The 21,942-nt window shown below is 62.2% G+C and carries 10 protein-coding genes; all 10 read right to left on the reverse strand.

Annotated elements, in window-relative coordinates; translation table 11 throughout:
• Nucleotides 1-5: 5 nt before the first annotated feature.
• Entirely contained in the window at nt 6-686 is a 681-nt protein-coding gene (locus tag HLA98_RS21335; protein WP_057499768.1) for a flagellar hook-basal body protein, read from the reverse strand.
• 7 nt (nt 687-693) lie between these two features.
• Complete coding sequence (flhA, locus tag HLA98_RS02885; protein ID WP_057499769.1) at nt 694-2,754, reverse strand: flagellar biosynthesis protein FlhA; 2,061 nt, start codon at nt 2,752-2,754, stop codon at nt 694-696.
• Nucleotides 2,751-3,818: an EscU/YscU/HrcU family type III secretion system export apparatus switch protein gene (locus tag HLA98_RS02890; RefSeq protein WP_057499770.1), complete on the reverse strand. Its 1,068-nt coding sequence runs from the start codon at nt 3,816-3,818 to the stop codon at nt 2,751-2,753. The genes flhA and HLA98_RS02890 overlap by 4 nt, the downstream gene beginning before the upstream one ends.
• Nucleotides 3,815-4,579, reverse strand: coding sequence for a flagellar biosynthetic protein FliR (locus tag HLA98_RS02895; protein WP_057499771.1), 765 nt, complete (start codon nt 4,577-4,579; stop codon nt 3,815-3,817). Before HLA98_RS02895 ends, HLA98_RS02890 begins: the two co-directional genes overlap by 4 nt.
• Nucleotides 4,580-4,582: 3 nt before the next feature.
• Entirely contained in the window at nt 4,583-4,828 is a 246-nt protein-coding gene (locus HLA98_RS02900; protein ID WP_223224811.1) for a flagellar biosynthetic protein FliQ, read from the reverse strand.
• A gap of 36 nt (nt 4,829-4,864) precedes the next feature.
• Nucleotides 4,865-6,004 carry a tetratricopeptide repeat protein gene (locus HLA98_RS02905; RefSeq protein WP_057499773.1) on the reverse strand — a complete coding sequence of 380 codons (1,140 nt, stop codon included), beginning with the start codon at nt 6,002-6,004 and terminating at the stop codon, nt 4,865-4,867.
• Between the two features lie 182 nt (nt 6,005-6,186).
• Nucleotides 6,187-6,507 carry a hypothetical protein gene (locus HLA98_RS02910; RefSeq protein WP_129550561.1) on the reverse strand — a complete coding sequence of 107 codons (321 nt, stop codon included), beginning with the start codon at nt 6,505-6,507 and terminating at the stop codon, nt 6,187-6,189.
• 65 nt (nt 6,508-6,572) lie between these two features.
• Nucleotides 6,573-7,130, reverse strand: coding sequence for a tetratricopeptide repeat protein (locus HLA98_RS02915; RefSeq protein ID WP_057499775.1), 558 nt, complete (start codon nt 7,128-7,130; stop codon nt 6,573-6,575).
• A gap of 296 nt (nt 7,131-7,426) precedes the next feature.
• Nucleotides 7,427-7,759 carry a hypothetical protein gene (locus HLA98_RS02920; protein WP_129550562.1) on the reverse strand — a complete coding sequence of 111 codons (333 nt, stop codon included), beginning with the start codon at nt 7,757-7,759 and terminating at the stop codon, nt 7,427-7,429.
• A gap of 1 nt (nt 7,760) precedes the next feature.
• A complete protein-coding gene (locus tag HLA98_RS02925; RefSeq protein WP_057499777.1) occupies nt 7,761-21,890 on the reverse strand; it encodes a DUF4595 domain-containing protein in 14,130 nt (4,709 codons plus the stop codon).
• Nucleotides 21,891-21,942 lie beyond the last annotated feature (52 nt).

Genomic DNA, 21,942 nt, shown 5'->3' on the forward strand with positions numbered 1-21,942 from the left:
CGTACTCAGTTGTTGCCAAGGTTGTTGATGCCCCGATCCAGCATCTGGTCGTAGGTGCTGATGGCGCGGCGAACGGAATCGATGTGGCGGGTGGTTTCCATCAAGCGCAGCATTTCGTCGGCCGCCTCGACGTTGGCACGCTCAAGGGCCCCCTGCACCACCTTGCCTTCCCACGGATGCAGTTCGCCGCTGTAGTCATAGGTTCCTGCCCCCAGCGGCGACACCGCGGCCGGATCGGCTGTCGCCACCAGGCGCAGCTGGTCCACTTCCTGCTCTTCCACCCACAGGCGCCCGTCACCGTCCACGCGAACGCTGGCGGCCTGCCCCCCCGGAATCACGATCGGTCCCGCGCTGCCGACCACGGCTTCGCCGTTGGCCGTCATCAGCTGCCCGGCCTCGCCGATGCGCAGGGCACCCGAGCGCGCCAGCATGGCCCGCCCTTCACGCTCCACCACGAAAAAGCCCTCCCCGCGCAAGGCAAGGTCAAGCGCCCGGCCGGTCTGCGCAAGCCCACCATCGCGCTGGTCGGCCACGGTGCGCAGCCCGGCCTGGACGGCGAAATCCGGAGCAGTGCGCAAGGCGCGGTAGCCGGGGGTATGCGCGTTGGCCACGTTCTGGCTGATGGTGGCCAGGGTCCTGACTTCAGCCGCAAGGCTGCGGCTGATCGCTTCGAGTGTGTCGGTCATGCGGGCCTCAGTGGGACTGGATCGCAGCGAAGGAGCGGACCGGCAGCGTGGCCGGCACTTCGTTCAGGCCTAGCACTGCCAGATACGGCATCGAACGCACCAGCAACGCCCGCAGCGAGCGTCGCGCCGGCGAGGGACACAGCAGCACCGGCACCAGGCTGCGGCCCATCATCGATTCGGCCTGACTGGCCAGGTTCTTCATGAAGCCATCAAGCTGTGCCATGTCACCGAACAGCGAGCCGGCGCGACCGTCAACGGGGCGCAGGTTGGCCAGCAGGGTGCGCTCGAGTTCCGGCGACAGGGTCATCACATGCAGGTCGCCCTGCGCATCGCGCAGGCTCTGGCAGATCGCCGCGCCCAACCGTTCACGCACCCGCTCGGCCAGTTCATCGGGTTGCTTTGTGGTGCGGCCGGCATCAACCAGCACTTCCAGGATCGCCTCCAGATGGCGGATGCTGACCTGCTCGCGCAGCAGGTGCTGCAATACCTTCTGGATCTCCGAATAGGTCAGGACGCCGGGCACCAGTTCCTCGACCAGCGAGCCCTGCTGCTCGCGCAAGCGGTTGACCATGCGTTCGGCCTCGGCGCGGGTCAGCAGATCTGCGCAATGGCGCTTGATCAGCTCACTCAGATGGGTGATCACTACAGTATCGGCATCCACCAGGGTGTAGCCGGCGCTGCGCGCGTGCTGGCGCTGCTCCTTGCTGATCCACTGCGCGGGCAGCCCATACGCCGGATCCCGGGTCTCCGTTCCCTCCAGGCGCGCACGGCTGCCGCCCGGGTTGATGGCCAGCACGCGGTCGATCGTCAGCTCACCCTGCCCCGCCCGCGTGCCCTGGAAGTGGATCTCATAGGCGTTGCCGCGCAGCTCCGATCGCCGGCTGGTGTGTACGCGCGGCACCAGGAAGCCCATGTCCTGCGCAAACTGCCGGCGCACATGCGCGATGCGATCGGCCAGGTCGCCATCGGCGCCAAGGAAGGCATCGGCGAGCTCGGCGCCCAACTGGATCTCGATCGGCTCGATGCGCATCCAGTCACTGGCACCTTCCCCAGCCTTGGCATCTGCCTTGGCTACGGCGATGCCCTGCGCCAGCTCGGCCACATCACCAGCACGGGCACGCATCGCCGCCCAGCCCAGGCCGCCGAGTACCAGCAGGACCGCGATTACCGGTAGTTTCGGGAAACCCGGCAACAACAGCACCAGCAGAAGCACCATGGCCACGATCGCCAACGCCTTTGGGTTGGCCATCACCTGCTTGGGAATCTCCGTGCCCAGCTGCGCGTCGGCGGCAGCGCGGGTGATGATGATGCCGGTGGCCACCGCGATGACCAGCGACGGGATCTGGGTGACGATGCCATCGCCGATGGTCATCAGCGTGAAGTGCTGCACCGCCTCGCCCCAGGGCAATCCCAGCTGGGCGATGCCAATGGCCAGACCACCAATGATGTTGGTCAGGATGATGATAATGCCCGCGATCGCGTCACCCTTGACGAACTTGGTGGCGCCGTCCATCGCACCATAGAAGTTGGCCTCCTTCTCGATCTGAGCACGGCGCAGACGCGCCTCGTGCTCATCGATCAGCCCCATGTTCATGTCGGCATCAATGCTCATCTGCTTGCCGGGCATCGAATCCAGAGTGAAGCGTGCGGCAACCTCCGCCACGCGCTGTGCGCCTGAAGTGACCACCACGTACTGCACGACCACCAGGATCAGGAACACCACGATGCCGACGATGTAGTTGCCGCCAATCACGAACTCGCCGATCGCGTTGATCACACGCCCAGCATCGCCGCCCTCCAGGATCAGTCGCGTGGCCGACACGTTCAGCGACAGCCGAAACAACGTGGACAACAGGAGGATGGTCGGGAAGGTAGAGAACTTCAGGGGCGTATCGGTGAAGAACGTCACCAGCAGAATCAGCATGGCCATGCTGATGTTCACCACCAACAGGAAGTCCAGCAGCACCGGGGGAATCGGCACGAACAGCACCACCAGCACACCGATCACCAGCGCCACCAGCGCCAGGTCACGGCGGCCGCCCCACATCTGGCTGAGCAGCAGCTTCATGCGGACGCTCCCTTTCGCTTCCACAGCGTCCGGTACACCGGCGCCAGCTCGCCGTACAGTGCCTCGGGCACGGTGTGGTCGATGTCGCACTCCTTGTAGAGTGCGCGTGCCAACACGGGCAAGCGCATCACCGGGACCTGATGGCGGCCAGCCAGACGGCGGATGATGGCTGCCAGCGAGCCGGCCCCCTTGGCGATCACCACCGGCCCCAGCATCTTGCCCGGGCGATAGCGCAGCGCCACCGCCACATGGGTCGGGTTGGTCAGGACCACGTCGGCCTCGTGCACGCGCGCGAGCGCACGGGTCTTGCGCAGCAACTCCCGCGATTGCTGGCGGCGCTTGGACTTGACGGCGGGATCGCCGTCGCGCCGGCGCACTTCATCTCGCACCTCGCGCCGGCTCATGCGCATCTTGCGCATGTACTCGCGCCGGGTGAACAGCAGGTCGGCAACCGCCACCAGGCCCAGCACCAGCAGCACGTACAGCGATGTCTGTACGAACATGTCCCCGAACAACGCGCCCACACGCTGCGGCAACACCTGGACAACGGCCTCGGCCAGGCCCCGGGCCTTCCAGGCAAATACCGCACACACGGCCCCCAGCAGCAGGAACTTGGCCGTCATCTTGCCGAGCTCCCACAGGGTCCGCATCGAGAAGATGCGCCGCAGCGCATTGGCCGGGTTCATCCGCTTGAAATCGGGCTTCAACGGTTGGGTGGTGAACATCGGGCCGGTCTGCAGCAGGTTGCCAAGCACGCCGGTGACCAGCAGCGCCAACACCAGTGGCAGCACGGCTTGCCCGACCGGGCCATAGGCACGCACGGTCCAATGCGCAAACGCTGCATTGAGCTCCGGCGCGTTGCCCGCCAATGCCAGCAGACGACGGGTCGCGTCGGCCAATGCCATCGCGATGCCTCCCACGGTCATGGCCAGCGCTGCGGCGAATACCACCAGCACCAGGCTGCCCGACACATCCGCGCTCTTGGCGACCTCGCCACGCTGTCGCGCCTGCTCAAGGTGGTGCGGGGTGGGCTGCTCGGTCTTGTCCTGATCGGGCTGGCTCATGCGCCCCCCAGCAACGACGGGATGCGCTGGAACGCGTCGCGGTACATGCGTTCGAACAGCGCCGGCACGAACGGCAGCGTTGCCATCAGCATCAGCAGCGCCACGATCATCTTCACCGGCAGCACCAGGAAGTACACATTTGCCTGTGGCATCGAGCGCGTGGCATACGCCGCACCGATGTCCACGGCAAGCAATGCCAGCACCACCGGCGCCACCATCACCAGGCCCAGCAGGAAGCTGCTGCCCAGCATGCCGAACAGCCCGTCTGCATGCAGGCTCCCGCCCTGCCCCAGCGGGAGCAACTGCGTACTGGATACCAGCATCCGGTACAGGTCCAGATGCAGGTCCAGGGTAAAGAACAGCACGGTGCCGACCAGCATCAGCAATGTGCCCAACAGTGATTGGGTCTCACCCTGTGCGGCAGGATTGAACAACACCGCTGCGCTGGCACCTGCCTGGATGTCGATCAGCCAGCCGCCCATGTGCAACGCGGCCTGCGGCAACATGACCGCCAGCCCAAAAGCCAGGCCAACCATCAACTCACCCACCGCCGCCGCCACCCAGCCGAGCGCCCCACTCTGCGGCAACGTTGCCTGCAGCGGCTGCACCTGCACGGTCAGCCAGGCCAGCACCATCGCCAGCACGATTCGTACCATCGGCGGGGCCCAGCGCAGTGGCGTCAGTGACGTCATCGCTGTAGCGGGCAGGTAGCGGATCATGGCCAGCAGGAAGCTGCCGGCAAACTGGTGCAGGGCATCCATGGCCTACATTCCCGCTGCCGCTTCGAACATGCGCTTGGCAAGTTCGACCGCGATCGACAGCATCCAGCCGCCCATGGCCACGCATACAACGCCGACGACGATGATCTTCGGGACGAAGGTGAGGGTCATTTCCTGCACTTGGGTGACCACCTGCACGATCGAGATCAACAAACCGATGACCAGCGTGGACAGCAGCACGGGCGCCGACATTTTCAGTGCGGCGATAAGGGTGTCGATCAGCAGGCGCATGGCGAAATCAGAATCCATCTGAATGCTTCGCCCTGGTCAGTGGGGAACGAGTGTGCGGTGCAGCCGCCGGGAGAACTCAGCGACGGGCAGCGTTGTCACGCCTGAGCCGTCGAGCAGCTCCGACAGCAATGCCTGCGCGCCCTTGGCATCGCCCTGTGCCTCCAGCAGCAGGCTGCGCGCGTAGCGCGCGGTGATCGAGGCAGGTGCAAGCCGCAATGCCTTCTGGATCGACTGCTCCGCCTCGTCATGCTCGCCTGCAAGCACCGCGACCAGTGCCAGCCCACCGTGGGTATCGCCGAAATTGCGGTCGATCGCATAGGCCTGCTGGTAGCTGCCCCGCGCGGCCTCGCGCTGGCCCTGCAGCAACTGGGTCCAGGCCAATGCATGCCACGTACCGATATGCCCCGGCATGGCCTGCACAGCATGCTCCAGGATGCTACGAGCACGCGGCAGATCGTTGACCATCATCGCGCACTGGCCTTGACCGGACAGGGCACGCCCGGAGTTGGGGTGGCGCTGCAGTGCGCGCTCATACATCCGCTCGGCAGTAGCTGCGTCGCGGCGCCACAGCGCAAGCGTGGCCGCCACCAGCAGCGACTCATGCTGGTCCGGATTGCGGCGAAGGCCTGCATCGGCAGCCACTGCAGCCTGCTCCAGATGGTTGCCATCGAACAGTGCCAGTGCCCGCACCCCCAACGCCTGCGCGTCCTCGGGATCAAGGATCAAGGCACCGTCAGCGTGGGCCAATGCCCGGTCATGGTCGGCCTGCATCAAGGCGATCCGGGCCGCAAGAATCAGCAACGATGCCGACGCGCCATGGGCGGTGATCGCCTGCGACACGGTCGCCTGGGCGCGCTCTGATTGGCGCAGGCACAGCTGGCAGAAGGCGAGATCGTGGGCGATACCCGGCGCATCCGCCCCGGCTTCGATCAGGCCCTGCAACTGCTGCGCAGCCTGTGCGTAACGGCCACTGGCCAGTGCGCAGCGTGCCTGCCGGAATGCTACCGCCGGCTGCCCGAGCGTGCTGGCGGGCAGCTCTGAAAGCACGCCATCAGCTTCGCCGACCGCGCCTTGGGCCAGCAGCAGATCCAGCAGTTCACACGCAAGTTCCGAGTTACCTGAATCCGCTGCGAGATACCCTCGCAGGCGCGCCACACGCACACCGTCGCCTTCCATGAGTGGCACGATTCCTGACGTGTCTGATTGCATCTCCAGCGCACGAACGTACGCCAGCCCCTTTGCTCGACATTCCCTTCTGCACCCCGGTCGTTTCCCCCGAGCCGTGAGCGCTGGGTGAAACTACAGCTGTGCAATCGCGGGTGTCAATAGGGCGTCAAGGGATTGTTGAAATCCTGAGATCAGGTCACAGAACGGATGAGCGTCTGGAACGCTTCGCGGTGTTCCTCGTTGGCCTCAAGGCTGTCCACCAGGGTGTCCAGCATCGGCTGCCATTGGCTGTACTCACGCAGCTCCGTACCCAGTTCGGCGAGCAGAACCGCACGTATCACCCGGCGGCGTGCGGCGCGCATCGCCACCGGGTCCTGGGTATCCACGCCGCGCACCAGGCCGGCCACTTCGGCACGCAGCGAGCGGGGCGACGACGGCGGGGGCGCCGATGCAGGGGCGCCGGAGTTCCCCGCACGCGCCCGCTCGCCGCGCCGGCTGAGCTCGGCGCGCATCATGGCGATCAACGGCGTTGATAGGGAGGTCCGATCAATCGGCATGCAGCACCCGCGGCCAGCAGCTAGTTGGTGCGACCATACCCGGTCAGGAAGATCGGTGCAGGCGTATCGATGCGCGCTGCCACCTCAGTCAACGACGCAGGCACCGAACCCGCCAGCTGGTCACGCAGACGGCGCATGTCGATGGCCAGCGCCGGCAGTGCCTGCGGCTGGGCCAGGCCCTCATCCAGTTCACGCAGGGCGTCGTCCATGCGCTGGTCGGCCGCGGCATCGAGAGCGCGGGCATACGCCCCTAGCGCGTCGACCTGGGCCAGCACCGGCGCCAGCATCTGTCGCGCCTCTTCGGCCCTGCCCTGCCCCATCAGCAACTGCGCGTACTGGAAGCGCGCGATGGCCAGGTCAGGGGCGGCAGCGACCACCCTGCGGAAACCCGTTTCGGCCCGGTCCACCAGGCCCAACTGGGCGTGCTGGGCTGCCAGCAGGTAGGTCGCGTGGACGTGCTCCGGTTCGCGTTCGAGCGCGGTTTTGAGCAGCACCAGCGCATCGGCTTGGCGATTACCCGCAATCGCATCGATCGACAGGCGGAGAAGTTCTTCGATGTCCAGCTTTTGGTAATCCATTGGCCCTCTGGAGATAACACAATTTGCCGTAGCGATTGCTTGAAATCGCATCAGAACGTCCCGTCAGACACATTCGTTGATGACGAACTATGCGCGCCATTGAGAGTTAGCAGGCGATTTTTTCACGACATACGTAATCGCCCCACCTTGCCTAGCTTTTAGCGATGAGACAGCTGCACACAACGTTCGCGGGAGTTCACAAGAAAAGGAACAGCCACCCTCATTGCGCGACACACTTCCAACCACCCACAACAATATCCAATTAACAAGCCAAACAAACCTTAACAAACAAAAAATCACTCATTTAAAAATTCTCCCCGCAAAGCCGACATAAACCGCGCCACATCTTCAATCACCTGACCCGATGGCAATGCGATCCTGGAGAAGATCGGAACAAGCTGCCGCTCACCCCAATTCTTTGATTGACGAAGAATCTCAATCATCACCTCCCGATTCTTTTCGTCGCACTCCATGAAGCGCTCACGCATCCATCCGCGCATCAACAGCTCAAGCTGAGCATCGTCATTTATATCCACACCCTCTATCAATCTACACTCAACATCAGTAAGGATATTTACATCCAAATAGCCGAGGAATGACATTAAATCATCAGGGCGAAATTTATACATCTCAATAACCATATATTGGGAATGCCGTAACAGCCCTTCCGTTATTATTAACCCAAACCTGAACAGACTGCTGGGTCCCGTAATTTAGATGCCTATCATATCCCTCGCCCATGATCCTATCAAATCGAATGGGCCTTTGAGCAAGCGCCTTTACACCCGTTGTCTCGTATATGTGCTCCGCCCTCAGAATTGCATTCAATTGATCCCTACTACTCATGAATCGCGTAGCTGCAGAAGGAATGTTCTGAATTACACCGGTTGTTGGGTTGGCCCCAGTGGCAGCCCTGTTGAACTGAGAGGGGAGGGAGGTTTGTGCGCCGTGCTTTTCGACAAAGTGCGCGCCTGGGGTTAGACGCTCCATATCCTCGAGACGGCGTTGCGCATTTGCTTCAGCCTTTACGACTAGAAGCGCGCGGCGCTCAACCGAACTCATTTCCGCGAACTTGTTAGGCGATGCCGCACGCCCCCTACTAATATCCCCCACAGCGCCAATCATCGAAACAGGCGAGCGGTACCCGCCCGCTGATCCCACGGGCAGAACATCAGCCAAGGCAGTCGCGCCCCGAGGCAAGGTCACGATAATTGCGCCCCCATACCGCAGCCTATCTTCAGTTGACAGCGACGTCCATTGGGTCCATGCGGCCTGACCAGTAACCACCGGATTGGTGGTCACCAGAGTAGCCATGCCAGAGAGCGTTCTCTGACGCTCACTCGAACTTGTGAAGAACCTCAGGCTGTCCGCCGCACCCGATACCACAGCGTCAGTCACACTGTTGATCGCGTACACGCCCGAGGCGATCATGGCCTCCGGCGCGGAGGTCGAGTCTTCAACTGCCTGCCGTGACATGTCCCGGATTGCGTTCATCCCCTGCTTTATCGCTATCAACGCTGAATCCTGGGCGGCCATGTTCAGCGCAAACACTGAGCGAATCGGCAAGGAGTAGCCATCAACGGCCTCCCGAACAACGTCGCCAATGGCGCGATCCGGGAGACCTATTGGCGCAGAAACACTGTTTGAGTATGCGCGGAGCTGGTCGACCTGCCGCCGTGCTGCCGTATTGACGTCGGTAGCGCCGACATCAAACGCACTGAGATTGATCTCATTTCCGCGCCCGCTATCCTGCTGCGCTATTGCGTGACTGGCGAATGCCCATCTCAACTGGGCGATCTGCTCCATGGTGAGGCCGTGAGCCATCCACTCCGCGTCAGACACTCTCACTTGAACCGCAGGGAAGTTGGTAATGTTGTCGGTTGAGCGGATTTCCGGACTGCCATCCCCAAGAGCTGAGCCACGTTCGCCTAGCTCGGCTGTTGCATACGGATATCGCTCTGAGAAGCTTCTGCCACCGGCCACGGAAGCACTGCTCTCTCTCTCTAGAGTAGACACATATTTGTCGATATTAGATGCGAAAGATGAGCCCAACGCATTACCGAATGCGTCTGCCGCTATCGCTCCATAGTGAATCTTGTCGCCGAGTCCAAATGTCCGGCGCGTATGCAGACTTACAATGCCGCCCACCATTCCCCCAACAGTGTCGTTGACAAGCCCGTCAGATACGAACGGCTGACTGCTGAGTCCAAAAGACTGATTGATCTTTCCACCCACCACCGAGCTCACTGCATTCGCCGCGATGGCACGCCAGCTAAAGTGCGTGTCAGCGACGCCAGCAATCTTGCCTGCTGCATAGCCGGCAGCTGCATTTGCTGCGCCAATCGCGGCAACCCGGCCGTAGCTTCCGGCCTGGATCAGCTCACTCACCTGGGCGCCTCCGCCGATGGAGCCGGCAATGCCGGCGCCGGCCGCAGCGCCCAAGCCGCTGCTGACCGCACTTCTCAAGCTGAAACTGTCGACCACGCCCATCGCCTTGCCGACTGCCTGGCTGGCAATACTGCCGGCCATGCCACCCGCGAACGCCGCGCCAGCGACAGCAGCACCTGCGGCAACGGCGCCCATTGCTGCGCCACTCACCGCGATTCCTCCGGTAAGTACAGCCGCGCCTGTCGCCATTACGCCGCCCGCGGCCATGAGCGAAGGCGCCAGGACCGCCAGCGCAGCACCTGCGGTAAACACCGCAGCGACCACAGCCACCACCACCATCAGTACCGTTGCGATACCGTTGCAATGCTCCTTCGGCGGCGGCTCGATGTAGGGCAGCGACGGTGATGTATTGCCGATCGCCTCCTGGGGATTGAACGGTTTGAACGTTGCAGCATCGTTGGACGTGACCTGCACCTCCGGCACAACCAGCGTGGTACCCGCAGTCAGTCCACTGTCATCTGCGATAGCGTTCGCCTCGGCCAGTACGTACCAGAGGTTCGCATTACCATATACACGCTGGGCGATGACTCGCAGGGTCTCACCCGCCAGGACGGTCGTGCGTGAGCTGCCGGCCGCGCTGTTGCTCTGGTAAGCCGTAAGGCGCCCAACAACATCCACATCACCATTGCGCTTGCCCGACGCAACCAGTTGACCACCCACGTACGCATAGAGCTGAGTCTGGGTCTGCTGTGCCGCGCTCTGAGTGAACACACCGTTGCTCAGTGAACCTTCTCGCCGGCGTAGGATGTTGCCTGTGGCGTCGTAGCTGAAGTAGCGGATACGGTCGTCCAGCTTGCCAAGATCATTGCTCAGGGGTGTCTGCTCGCGTACCGCGACACGACGGCCCCAGGCATCGTAGCTGCTGTAGCTGGTGGAGGCGCGGAAGTTCTGATTGCTGCTGCTGCCGTAGACGCGCGATTCCAGATAGCTGTCGCGGGCTTCGTAGGCATAGATGTACCGATGCGTGTAGCCCTTGGGGTCAGAGGCCTGGGCACCGCTGCCTTCTTCATGCTGCGAATAGCGATAGCTGTAACCGCGCAGGCGGCCGGCCTCGTCATAGCCAAAGGCCTGATAGTCCACCGCGGCCAGGTTCTGCAATGCAGCCAGATTGCTCGACTGCCAGACGCCACCGTCTGCCTGCGCGCTTGCCGTCCAACCCAGCTGGCGTCCGTATACCTGCTGATTGAGAATGCGTCCGTCGGCATCGTACGTGTAGACCTCGCCATGCTTGAGCCAGCCGGAGGTATCCACACCGTTGCGTGTGCTGCCGTTGGCAAAGTGCTCACGTTTCTCTATGACACGGCCGACTGCGTCGTAGCTGTAGCTTTCCTTCAAGGCCAGCGGCCCACTTCCATTCAGCGGCACGGACTGGAAGACACGGAGACGTTGACCGCGCTCGTCATACTGCGTGGTCTCTGAAACTTCAGTAAGGCCGGCAAGGTAGCGCCGACGGACGGCGCGACCAGCTTCATCGTAGTCCAATGCATAACTGACATCCGCATTGCCCAGGACGATGTGCCCGTCCACCATGCGGCCATTGGCGACCTTGACGCGATTCTCCGCATCGTAGTCATACCAGTACACCTTGAACGGCTCTGGCATGTTGTAGGGATCGCTCAGGTTCGGATCCACAAAGTTGCCGGTCGGATCAAGGTCTCCTTCACGCTCGAAGTTCCAGCTAAAATCGTCCATCCACAGCGGGTCGCCACCACCATAGCGCGCAGCGACGCCTCCGACCGCCATACTCACCGCACCCGGCGGGACACGCGCAACCAGCATGGATGAATGCCATTCACCGCCGGAGCCACTATCGACACGATTGCCATCCACGTCCGAAATTACGTTGCCATTGGCATCGTAGAAACGAAGGAACACGGCCCCCCACGCCTCACCTGCGCTGGATGCGCCCTGCTGGACATTCGCCCTGGCACTGACACTGCTGCCCGGACGCACATTGACCCGATCCCGGCTGACCATTCGACCCTCACCAGTAAGGTTGAAGACCGCCGAGCCACCATAATCGTACGAGTAGTCCCAACCAGCGCCATAATCCCAGCCACCCACGTTGCGCATTTCGCCGTTGTAGGGCATTGCACCCCAGCTGAAATTGTCGATGAACAGAGGATCACCACCGCCCGTGCGGAACGCGCGCGCGCCAATAGACATGAAGATGGCCCCTGGCGGCACCGTGGTGGTTACACGGGACTCGTAGACCGCCCCTCCGGAAGCCGAATCGACCATATTGCCTTCAGAGGTCGAGATCAGGTTGCCGGCAAGGTCATACCACTCGATGATGACGGCCGCGCCCGCCTCGCCGGCGCTGGAGGCACCCTGATCTACCCTGACCGCTGCGGTAAGCGTCTCTCCCTCCCGTACTTCCACGCGCTGCTTGTTGAGGATCCGGCTCTGACCGGTGAGATTGAACTGCGCTCTCAGCTTGCTGCTGCCTTCCCCCCCCTCGACAACCGACCATCCGTCGCCCAGATTCCAGCCGAATGAGCCGTTCTCGAAGTCCGGGTTGGTGAGGCCATTGATGTCGATGCCCGGCGAGGTCGCGTCATACGCGGAACGCGCCAGCACCCGACGTCGGTTGCCGGCGGCATCGTAGTCATAGTTCAGTTCCAACAGGCGGCGATTCGCCCCGATATCCTGCTGGATCACCTTGACGATACGGCCATGAGCGTCATAGCTCACCTTGGTAACGATGTGCAGGATCTGGCCATCCGCGTCGTGCGTATAGGCCTCTTCCTGCACTCGGTTGCCCGCTGCGTCGTACTGATAGCGGAACCAGTTGTTGCCTTCCTTGAGCTCCTTCAGCGCTCCCGAACGGTAGTAGCTGTAGCTGCGCGCCGGATCATTGATGAGCACCGGATCAGGAAGGTCCAGGCCAACCAGCTCGGAGTCCAGGCCCTGCTCCCTCCAGTCGCGCTCGTACCAGTAGTCATTGATGGGCGTCGAGTACTGCCGGGCGTCCTCGGTCCACTTGCTGTTCTCACCCAGCAACTGCCCGGTTTGAGCGTCGTAGTTGTAGTCGTAATCGGCACCACCCAGATCGTTGTGATCCACCAGGCGGCCGAAGTAGTCAAAGTCCCACGTCTTCTCATCGAGGTAGACCAGCTCGCCTTCATCATCCAGCTTGGAGCGGCGCCCATTGTTGTACTGCCCCTCGATCTCCAGGGTGAGCGCACGGGAGCGGCCATTCGGCGAAGTCGCTACGATCTGGATCTGCCAGGTTCCAGCCGCGAGCGTCCCGGACAGGACGCCGTTTGCAGCATTGAAGCCCAGCCCGCTCGAATCACCACCCTGCCCCACGGAGATCCACTCATAGCTGGTGGTGTGCTCCCGCAGTTCGGGGTCGTACTGCTCTACGGGCGCGTAGACATACGCTGCATAGCTGAGGCCCTGGCCTTGGGTATCGATGAAGGTGCCGGCCGGAATCTGATAGGTGAACGACTGCCCGGCCTGACCCTTCTGGTTGAACAGGCCGGCGCTGGCTCCCGGCGAACCGGCATAGTAGCTGTCAAAGGCACTCTGGGACATGACATTGAGCGTCGCTGTCGCAGTGGCGCTTGTATGTACGCTGCTTGTAGCCGTATAGACAATGCGATAGGCACCCAACTGCAGGGGTGTACCTGATACCGTGCGGGTCTGCGGGTCGTAGATCAGCCCCTGCGCCGGTACATAGGCATGCGCGACTGGATCCCAGAACTCGACACGGGCGCTGACTGCCGGAGTCTCCCCACCAGCCACGCTGAATACCGCGCCCGGCAAAGCGTAGTTGAATGGCTGACCGACCACGATGGCATGCGAATCGACCATTCCTCCTGCAAAGACCACTTGGCCTTCTGCGGCCAGCGTCGGGTCCGACAATGCGTTGGTTTCGCGGGTCCTGTTGCCCTGCGCATCATAGGCATAGGACATCGAGACACCCGCTGCCGTTCTGCTGCGAATGACCAGCCCGCGACTGTCATAATCGAAGGTGTTGGCGTAGCCCAGCGCATCGGTCACGCGCAGGCGGTCACCGTTCTGGTTGAGCACGTAGCGTTCCCGCACTGCCTTGGTACGAGCAACTCCATCCTGCTCACGCAGGAAGTCGCCTTGAGCCGAAACGCGCCCACCCTGGTCGTACTCCAGGAATGTCAGATAACCCAACGGGTCCTGCTTGAAACGCTTCTGGCCAAAAACATCGTAAGCAGTCAGTGTTCGGTTGCCGAATGCATCCTCCGCGTATGTCTCTCTGCCCGCTGCATCGTAGGCACTACGCTTCCAGTTTCCATTCGCGTCACGGGTTGCTGTCAGGCGGCCCAGCAGGTCGTACTGCCACTGCAACTCGGGCGCAACCTGGGACACACTGCCATCCGCTGCGAGCACACGAACAGTCGGCTTGACCTCCCGCGTCAGCTGGTTGAGCTGGTTGTACTCGTAGTACGTCATGTTGCCGAGTGCGTCGGTCAACGTCAGTACGTTCCCCCAGGCGTCATAGCTTCGCTCGGTAAGGGCGTAGTCATTCACCTCGTCGTTGTTGCCCGCCGTGTACTGACGCAGCAGCCTGCCTCGGTGGTCCAGCTCCATGCGCGTCTCGACCTCGATCAGCGCACCCGTTCCATCCCGAACCGCGTGCCGCTCGGACAGCACGTTGCCTGCCAAGTCATGACTGTAATAGCGCCAGATGCCGCCGTCAGCGTTACTTGCGGTCAGACGGCCATTATCGTCGTACACATACTGCGCAGAGAAGGCACTCGTCGCCAGACCGGTATCCAGACGACTGTCCTTGGCGATGATCTCACCGAATGCGTTGTAGCGAACCTGCGAGCGCGCGTCCGATTCAACGCCGACAACAGCACTTCCCTGGCCCTGGTGCAGTTCACGATAGACATGACTGGTCAGCTGCCGTCCAGTGCGATCGTAGGTAGCCTCATTGACGACCTCCACCCAACGACCAGAGCTGCCATCGAGCCTGGAACGCGTGCTCAGCAGGTGGTCCGCGGCGTCATAATGGCGGGCATAGACCGTACCCGACACATCGCGCTCCAGCACGTTGCGTCCCTGCCAGTCGTACAGCGTGGTGTGCACCTGGTCGCGCGAAGAAGCCACCGGGGTCTGCCCGGCCTGCGCTCCATCGGCATAGCGCCGCACTTGCACCACGTTTCCGAAGGCGTCGTAGGCCATCGTGCTGTACGGCGAGGCACGTCGATAGAGCGCCTGGCTGGCCAGACCAATCGACGTGGACGCCAGAAGCTGGTCGGCATTGCCGTTGACTACGTCCCGCTCACTCTCCAGAACCGCAATGACCCTTCCCTGAGCGTCATAGGACGTCTGGGTGCGCTGACCCTGAGTGGTAACTGCGACTGCGCGCCCACCCGCGTCGTACTCGGTGGTCGTTTCGACGAACTGGCCATCGGCGGGCACACCGCGGCTTTGCCGCTCGCTTGTGCGGCGGCCCAGCGCGTCATAGCTCCACTCGATGATCCGATCATGGCCGATCGACGTAGGAACCTTGCTCGACCCCTGTCGGCCGTCGTATGGCCAGTAACCCTCAGCCTCCGCCTTCTGTGTCTCGCGAACGACCTCACCTCGGTCGTTGTACTCCCAAAGGGTGACATAGCCCTCGCTATCGATGCGCTTGATCCTGCGACCAGCGCTATCGTAGAAGTAGGCGTTCTGATTCCACTGGGTGTACGTCCAAGTGAAAGATTCATACTGCTCGGGATCGTACTCGTAGCTGCCGGGCTCTACCAGCAGGTCGCCCTCGTAGACCAGCTCGCCATAGGTGTTGTACTCGAACTGCTTCGTTGAACCATAGAAGTAGTTCCAGGTGTTCTGCCAACCACCCTGACGATAGTTGAGCTCGGAAACCTGTAACTTCTTGCCGGCGGAGTCGTAGCGTGTGATCAGGATGCGGTCGCGGCCTGGCTCCGGAGAAAGACGACCGGCAATATCCCCTGAACCGAGGACCACACCGGGAGACGTGGCTATCGCGTTGGCGTAGCGACGAAGTTCGATCTGCTCGCCTGCGGTGTTGTAGGTGTAACCGGTGACGTAACCTTCCGCATCAACCTCATACTGGAGGTTACCGGCGCTGTCGTAGCTCTTGAAACTGAAGTTTCCGAGCACGTCCTTCTGCATCACTGCCCGTCCGAGCAGGTCATAGGTCACGTCAATGGTCGGGCGTACCCCAGTGGCGGCAATTTGGCCGCTGCCATTCAGTGCACCTGCATCAGGGAAGCGGATCCGGGTCTGCAAGCCCCGGCTGTCGTACTCATACTCCGTCACACGAGCGCTGCTGGTGCCAGCATCCTCGATGCGGCGCACCACGTTTCCAAAAATGTCGAACTCGGTGCGGGTCACGATCGAGCGTGAGACGCTGCCGACACTGCCGTCGGCGGCAACCGTCGATACCACCACCTGTGGGCTTGTCTCACTCGTCCGTCGGCCCGCCGCGTCGTACCCATAGGTCCAGGTGGCGAGATTTTTGTCGGTGTACTGAAGTACCTGGCCGAGTCCATCGTACGTATAGCGCTCGACCGCATTGAACGCATCGAAGCGCGCGGTCACGCGACCCGCCGCATCAAACTCCTGACGCGAATGCCGAACGTCCTGAACACCAGCCAGCAGTGCTTCCAGCGCATCGGCCGTCCATTCCTGATCCTGGACAGCGACACCGTAGCTGAGCGCCTCAACATTGCGCCCAAGGGCATCAGGGCGCATTTCCTGAACAGTGCCATCCGAAGCAATCCGGAAGCGCTCGCGACCGGCATCATCGTAGATGTGCCGCGTAACGCGCTGCGGGACGTCACCGTTCGTGTCATGCGGAATCGCTTCAAGGAGCGCCGCGAGGGTGTTCCAGTATCTACCGTCGCTCGGGAACGACGCCGCCCCTATGGATGGTGCAGCCGCCATGAGCGACGGGAAGTACCATTGTGGGCCAACGCCATAGTCGATGGTGGCGGTCGCACGCCCAGCCTCATCGTAGACGTAGCGCTGCACCCGAGCGACATTCGCTTTCCCACTGTAGCTTTCCGGACCATCGACCGAGGCCGCCCACGTCAGCTTGGCAACTAGGCGTCCTGCCCCATCATAGATGTAATCGACAGCGTGATTGGCTCCTTTCGACCAATCGATCCCGGAGAGGTCGGGCTCTTGCCCGCCTGCAATCTGCTCATGCAGTGAGAGCGGGACCCGCGACTGCATGATCCAGGTTCCGATGACCCGGCCCGCCTTGTCGTACGCAGTCTGGTAGACGGCGCCGGCGCTATCGACATGAATCTGTTCGCGGCCGGAACCGTCGCGCAGATAGGAGTCGATCCGGTCACGGGTGTCATCGGACACGACGGCCGCCAGGATACCGCCCGCATCAAGTACCCCGCTCTCCAGCGCCTCACGCTGCGCAGCACCCAGCGTCAGCCCCTGCGCGTAAGTCCGGGTCTGCGCCACTCCACCTTGGGAATCCCGGATGTACCGAGTGACCGCACCAGCGGCATCCACGTTGACTGTCTGGCGGCCGTCCGCGTCGTAGCGGTGATACACCACGCGGTCGCGTGCAGCATCAACGACGATTCGCGCGCGAATCTCCTGCTCACCCGCGGGCAGCGCCAGCCCCTGCAGATCGATGACCGTGCCGTACTGTCTGCTGGATGTCTTCTGGCCAGCCACATCGTAGCGGTACTCGACCACCCCGCCCAATGCGTCCACCTCCAGCAGGAGGCGACCGGCATCATCATAGGCAAATCGGGTTACGTTGCCTGCGGCATCACGACGCGACACCACGTTATCGCGGGAATCGAACGTGTATTGTGTGGTCAGATCAAGACTACCGGAGGCGCGGGTTTCACTGATCCTGCGGCCGAGGCCATCGTAGGTGTACAGCGTCGTGCTTTCCGCAGCAGTGCCCGCGGCCTCCGTCACGCTCAGTTGGTTGCCCACCCCATCCCAGGCGTAGTGCGTCGTGATGGCCAGGCCAGCCGGATCAACCACGCTTTCAAGAAGGCGTCCATCGAGGTCATGCACCATCACTGTCTGCACGCCTGCGCCATCGGTTACCGATATCCGCCGCCCCTGGCCGTCATAGCGATAGCTCCAGTGGGCGCCGACGTCGTAGTGCGACTCCCCGGACTGGTCCCTCGTGTAACCATCATCCGTACGGGTCAGCTCGCGACCTCGTGCATCATACGTGTAGGTCGTTCTGGCACCGGTGAAATCACCCTTTTCGATAAGGTTTCCCCGGGCATCATAGCTGTAGTGGACCTTCTCTTCGAACTCCCACTCGGGATATTCGTCGCGGCGCAGGCCATCTCCGATCAGGCGCCCCTCCTTATCGTAATCAAAGCGGCGCACATAGCCGTCCGGCCTGCGTATCTCGATACGCTCGCCGTGAGCGTTGTAGTGGGTGACCACTGACAATCCCTCAGGCGAGGTTACTGTCATGATCCTGCCGGTATCGTCGTATGCAATTTCGGTCACGCGCCCAAGTGCATCGACCGTCTTCAACGTACGTCCATATGCGTCGTATAACGTTTGTGCCTGTTCGAGTCGACCAGCCACGGTCCGGCTTACGGCGACTTGGCGCCCTACCCTGTCATAACTGAAATTTGATTGCAGTCCTTGACCATCAACGCTGTGCAGCACACGGCCAAAGGCGTCGTACACCGCCGTTTTCGTCCGTTCCAGACCACCCACATCCTGCGCGGATGAAACCTCCAGACCGCGCTGATCGTATGCGTGCGCCTCCACCGTCCAGGAGGAGGCTGAACGCTGCTCCTCCCGAAGAACCAGTTCACCGAATGCGTTGTAAGAGGAGCGGGTTTTGAACCCCAGCGCGCTGCTTTGCTCGATCAATCTTCCCGCGCGATCATACTGGTACTGCCTGCGGCTATCGACCGTCGCCACGAACTGAAGTGCCAGCGCCGCCACCTCTGCCTGCTCGCGCCCGAATGGCGGCTGCAGCGCGATGCGGCCGGAATAGCGAAGCGTTTCCAGCACCTGACCAAACGCCGAGTACCGGGTTTCTTCCACCTCACCCATCGCATTCCGCACACCGTTGCCATCGGTGACGCCGTAGATGGTCTGGGTAAGCCGTCCCGAGCGATCGTAGAAGTACCAGGTCCGATTGCCCTCAGCGTCGATACTCTCTATGCGCTGGCCAACTGCATCGTAGGTATGCCGCACGCCGTAGCTGGCAAAGAGGGCATCGATCTCCGCAGGTTCCAGGTCTGCGTCATACAGGGAAGCACCCTCACCGTTGAGCTCACCGACCAGATTTCCAAAGGCGTCGTAGCGCCGGATGCCATCGCGCACGTCATTGCCCATGGCGTCGGAGCGGGTCTGGACCAGATGACCCTGTGCGTCATAAGTGAAACGGGTGACGGCCCCTTCCGGTGAGACCTCAACCACCAGTTGACCCAGCGCGTCATAGCTGCGCAGAACGGTGCGCGCCGGGCCCTGTTTCGCGGCTGCAAGAAGTGTGGAGAAGCCGCCCTGCAGGCTGACGTCCGAAAGCTGGGTCGCATACGCGATCGTGCCACGCTGGTTCCGCGCCTGATCGTATACATATTCCGTCAGGTAACCCTCGGCATCGAGTGATCCGATCAGGTTGCTGCGCCCATCGTAGAAGCGGTACGTGATCGCGTCTGCACCGCTGGACTGGGGACGCAGTGCATCCAGGCTTCCTGTTGCCCGGTTCGGCTCTGCAGTGGCCACGGCATAGACCACGGTCGCCACCAGTCGACCAGCGCTGTCGTAGCGGAACTCGGTGAGGTAGCCTGCAGCGTCCAACCGACCAACTTCGCGACCGGCTCCATCGTAGAGATGGCGTTCAATTCGAGCAGTACTCGTCGTCGCAGCGGCATCAGTCCTGGTCAACGTCAGCAGCCGGCCAGCGCCGTCGTAGCTGTAGGTCGTGATCGTGCCTTCCGGATCCACATCCTGCAGCTTTCGCCCGATCGCATCGTATGAAGATGTCGTGCGACGGTCCTGCGCGTCCTGGGCCGGACGGATATCGCCCAGTCGGTCCAGAACTACGGCGCCATTCACCAGCCATCCGGCTGTCGTAATCTGATTGGCGAAGCCAATGGTGGTGATGATGCGGCCCAGACCATCACGCACATACTCTTCGACCGAGCCCGTTGCGCTGACCTTCCCGGCAAGGCGTCCTGCCTCGTCGTAGAAGAAGTAGATGCGGCTACCATTGGCATCTTCGCTCGCTCGAAGCTGCCCCGACGCATCATAGTAGTGCTGCGTGCTGTGGGGATTTCCAGTGCCATCCATGACGGACTCGGTAACCGCAATCAGCAGCCCGGCAGCATTGCGCAGTTCGACGCGCAGAAGGTCATTACCGCTGCCATCGCCCGCCTTTCCAGCTTCGATGCTGGCGCGCACCGCGCTTCCCGAGTCCTGATAAGTCCAGGTTGTGCTGCGCAGCTGCTTGACCTGTAGCGTCTGGCCGGGCGATGTCCATCGCTCCTGTACCACTTCCGCAAGCAGCCGCCCCATCCCGTCGTAGGCAAAGCTGGTGGACTGGCTCACATGCCCATCGGCTGCCGCAGCACCATTTGCATGGCGGACAACTGTCCTTTCCCTCAGCAGGCCTTGCGCATCATGCACGAAGTCGGTGATCTCGGTTCCATCGCCAATCAGCCCGCTACCATCCTGGTCCACGGCGTCGAAGGCGCGGGTCTGGCTCAGTCTGCCACGCAGGTCGTAGCTGTACTCGACCAGGCCGCTGCTGCTCCGTTGCGCTGGAGTGGCCCAAGCTTCCAATGACGACAACGTGGGTGTGCCACTGAAGGCGGAGCCCAGATATCGCCGTTCGCTGGCAAGCTGGCCAATACCGGTTCCCGACGCATGATAGATGCGCTCGGTCACGTCGCCGGCAGCGCCGACGAGAAAGCGAAGGCGGTTCTGTGCGTCGTACACGTAGCTCGTTGTCACACCGCCAGACGCCGTTGACGCGGCACCTGCACCATCCGCGTCCAGCCCACTGTAGGCGGTTTCCGAGGCGATCTGATGGGTCGCCGTGTAGGTCCGTTGAACGGCGGTGGATGCGGCGGAGTTGTCAGGATCCACCGCGGTCCACTGCCACAGCAGATTGCCATTGCTGTCGTACTGGTAGTCCACCTGCGATAGACGCTGGTTCCCGCGCAGGGTGACCGCCTGCGTGAGATTCCCATCCTGGTCGTAGTTGTAACGGCTGACGTTCCGAAGTCCATCGACAGCCGGCGACTGGATCTCAGTCAACTGCCCCTGATCGTTGTGGAAGTACGACCAGGTCCGTCCACCATCCTCCGACACATCCGTCCGGGCATTCGCCGGGTCGTAGGTATAGGTCAATGTAGAGTGCGCACCATTGACATCCCCCGTAGTCACGGTGGCGACGCGTCCCTGCGTGTCATAGGTATAGCTGACCGTACTGCCGTCTCCCTGCTTCACCTGGCTGATTCTGAGGCTGCTGGAGTCGGCGTAGGTGTAGACCGTGCGGTACAGGTAGCCGTCATTGGCAGAGGGCAGTGCAGCGTTCCACGCATCCTGGTCTCCGGCACCATCACGTGGCGTGAGGTCGACCAGTACGCTGGTCAAACGCCCAACGGCGTCATAGCCATAGTTGACCTGCCCCAGCAGCACACCGTTCTCGCGTGTCGAAAGCCCAGAAAGGCGTCCGTTGCTGTCATAGGTGAATACCAGCGCGTCCGGTGTTGCTCCGGCGGAAGTATCCTTGCTGCGTATCTGCGAGATGCGGCCGGCGCCGTCATACAGCACGTCCCATGTGACGGGCATGGCGGCATCACTACGAAGATCGCGGATGCGCGTAAGGCGCCCCTTCAGATTGGGATTTGCGTGATCGGCATAGGTCTCTTCCCGCCGGCTCGTGCCTTCGACATAGGTCCAGCTGCGGGTGGCCGATGAGTAGACGAGCGTGTCGTGGGCCCCTTCGCCGCTCGTCGCGCGATAGCCACCGTTTCCGTCGTAGGTGAAGTCCTGGAACGAGCCATCCCCCACGTGCAGCCGCACGATGGATCCGGCAGCGTTCGCCATCCCGGACAGAAGCTCCACGCGGCGCTCGAATCCGGTCAGCCAACCGTCGTCGCCGACCTGGCTGGCGAGCCCCTGGCTGTTGTACGTGCGCACATGCCCGAGCACCATCCCGCGGAACAGAAGCTGTTCGTCCCTGCTGCTCAGCACCAGGTTGCCGTTGGCGACATTGACAAAGTGCCTGTCGCTGGCCTGTGCACCCAAGCGATCGATCCCGCCTGCCGCGAGACCGCTCTGCAATGAACTGTTGAACAGACCCAACCCATTCCCGGAAACAACTGCGGCCATGCCCTGCCCCTTGTCTGGTGAACGAGCGCCTTGCTTGAGCGCTCCATACACC

The organism is Stenotrophomonas africana, assembly GCF_013004645.1.
In the GTDB taxonomy this organism is placed as follows: domain Bacteria; phylum Pseudomonadota; class Gammaproteobacteria; order Xanthomonadales; family Xanthomonadaceae; genus Stenotrophomonas; species Stenotrophomonas africana.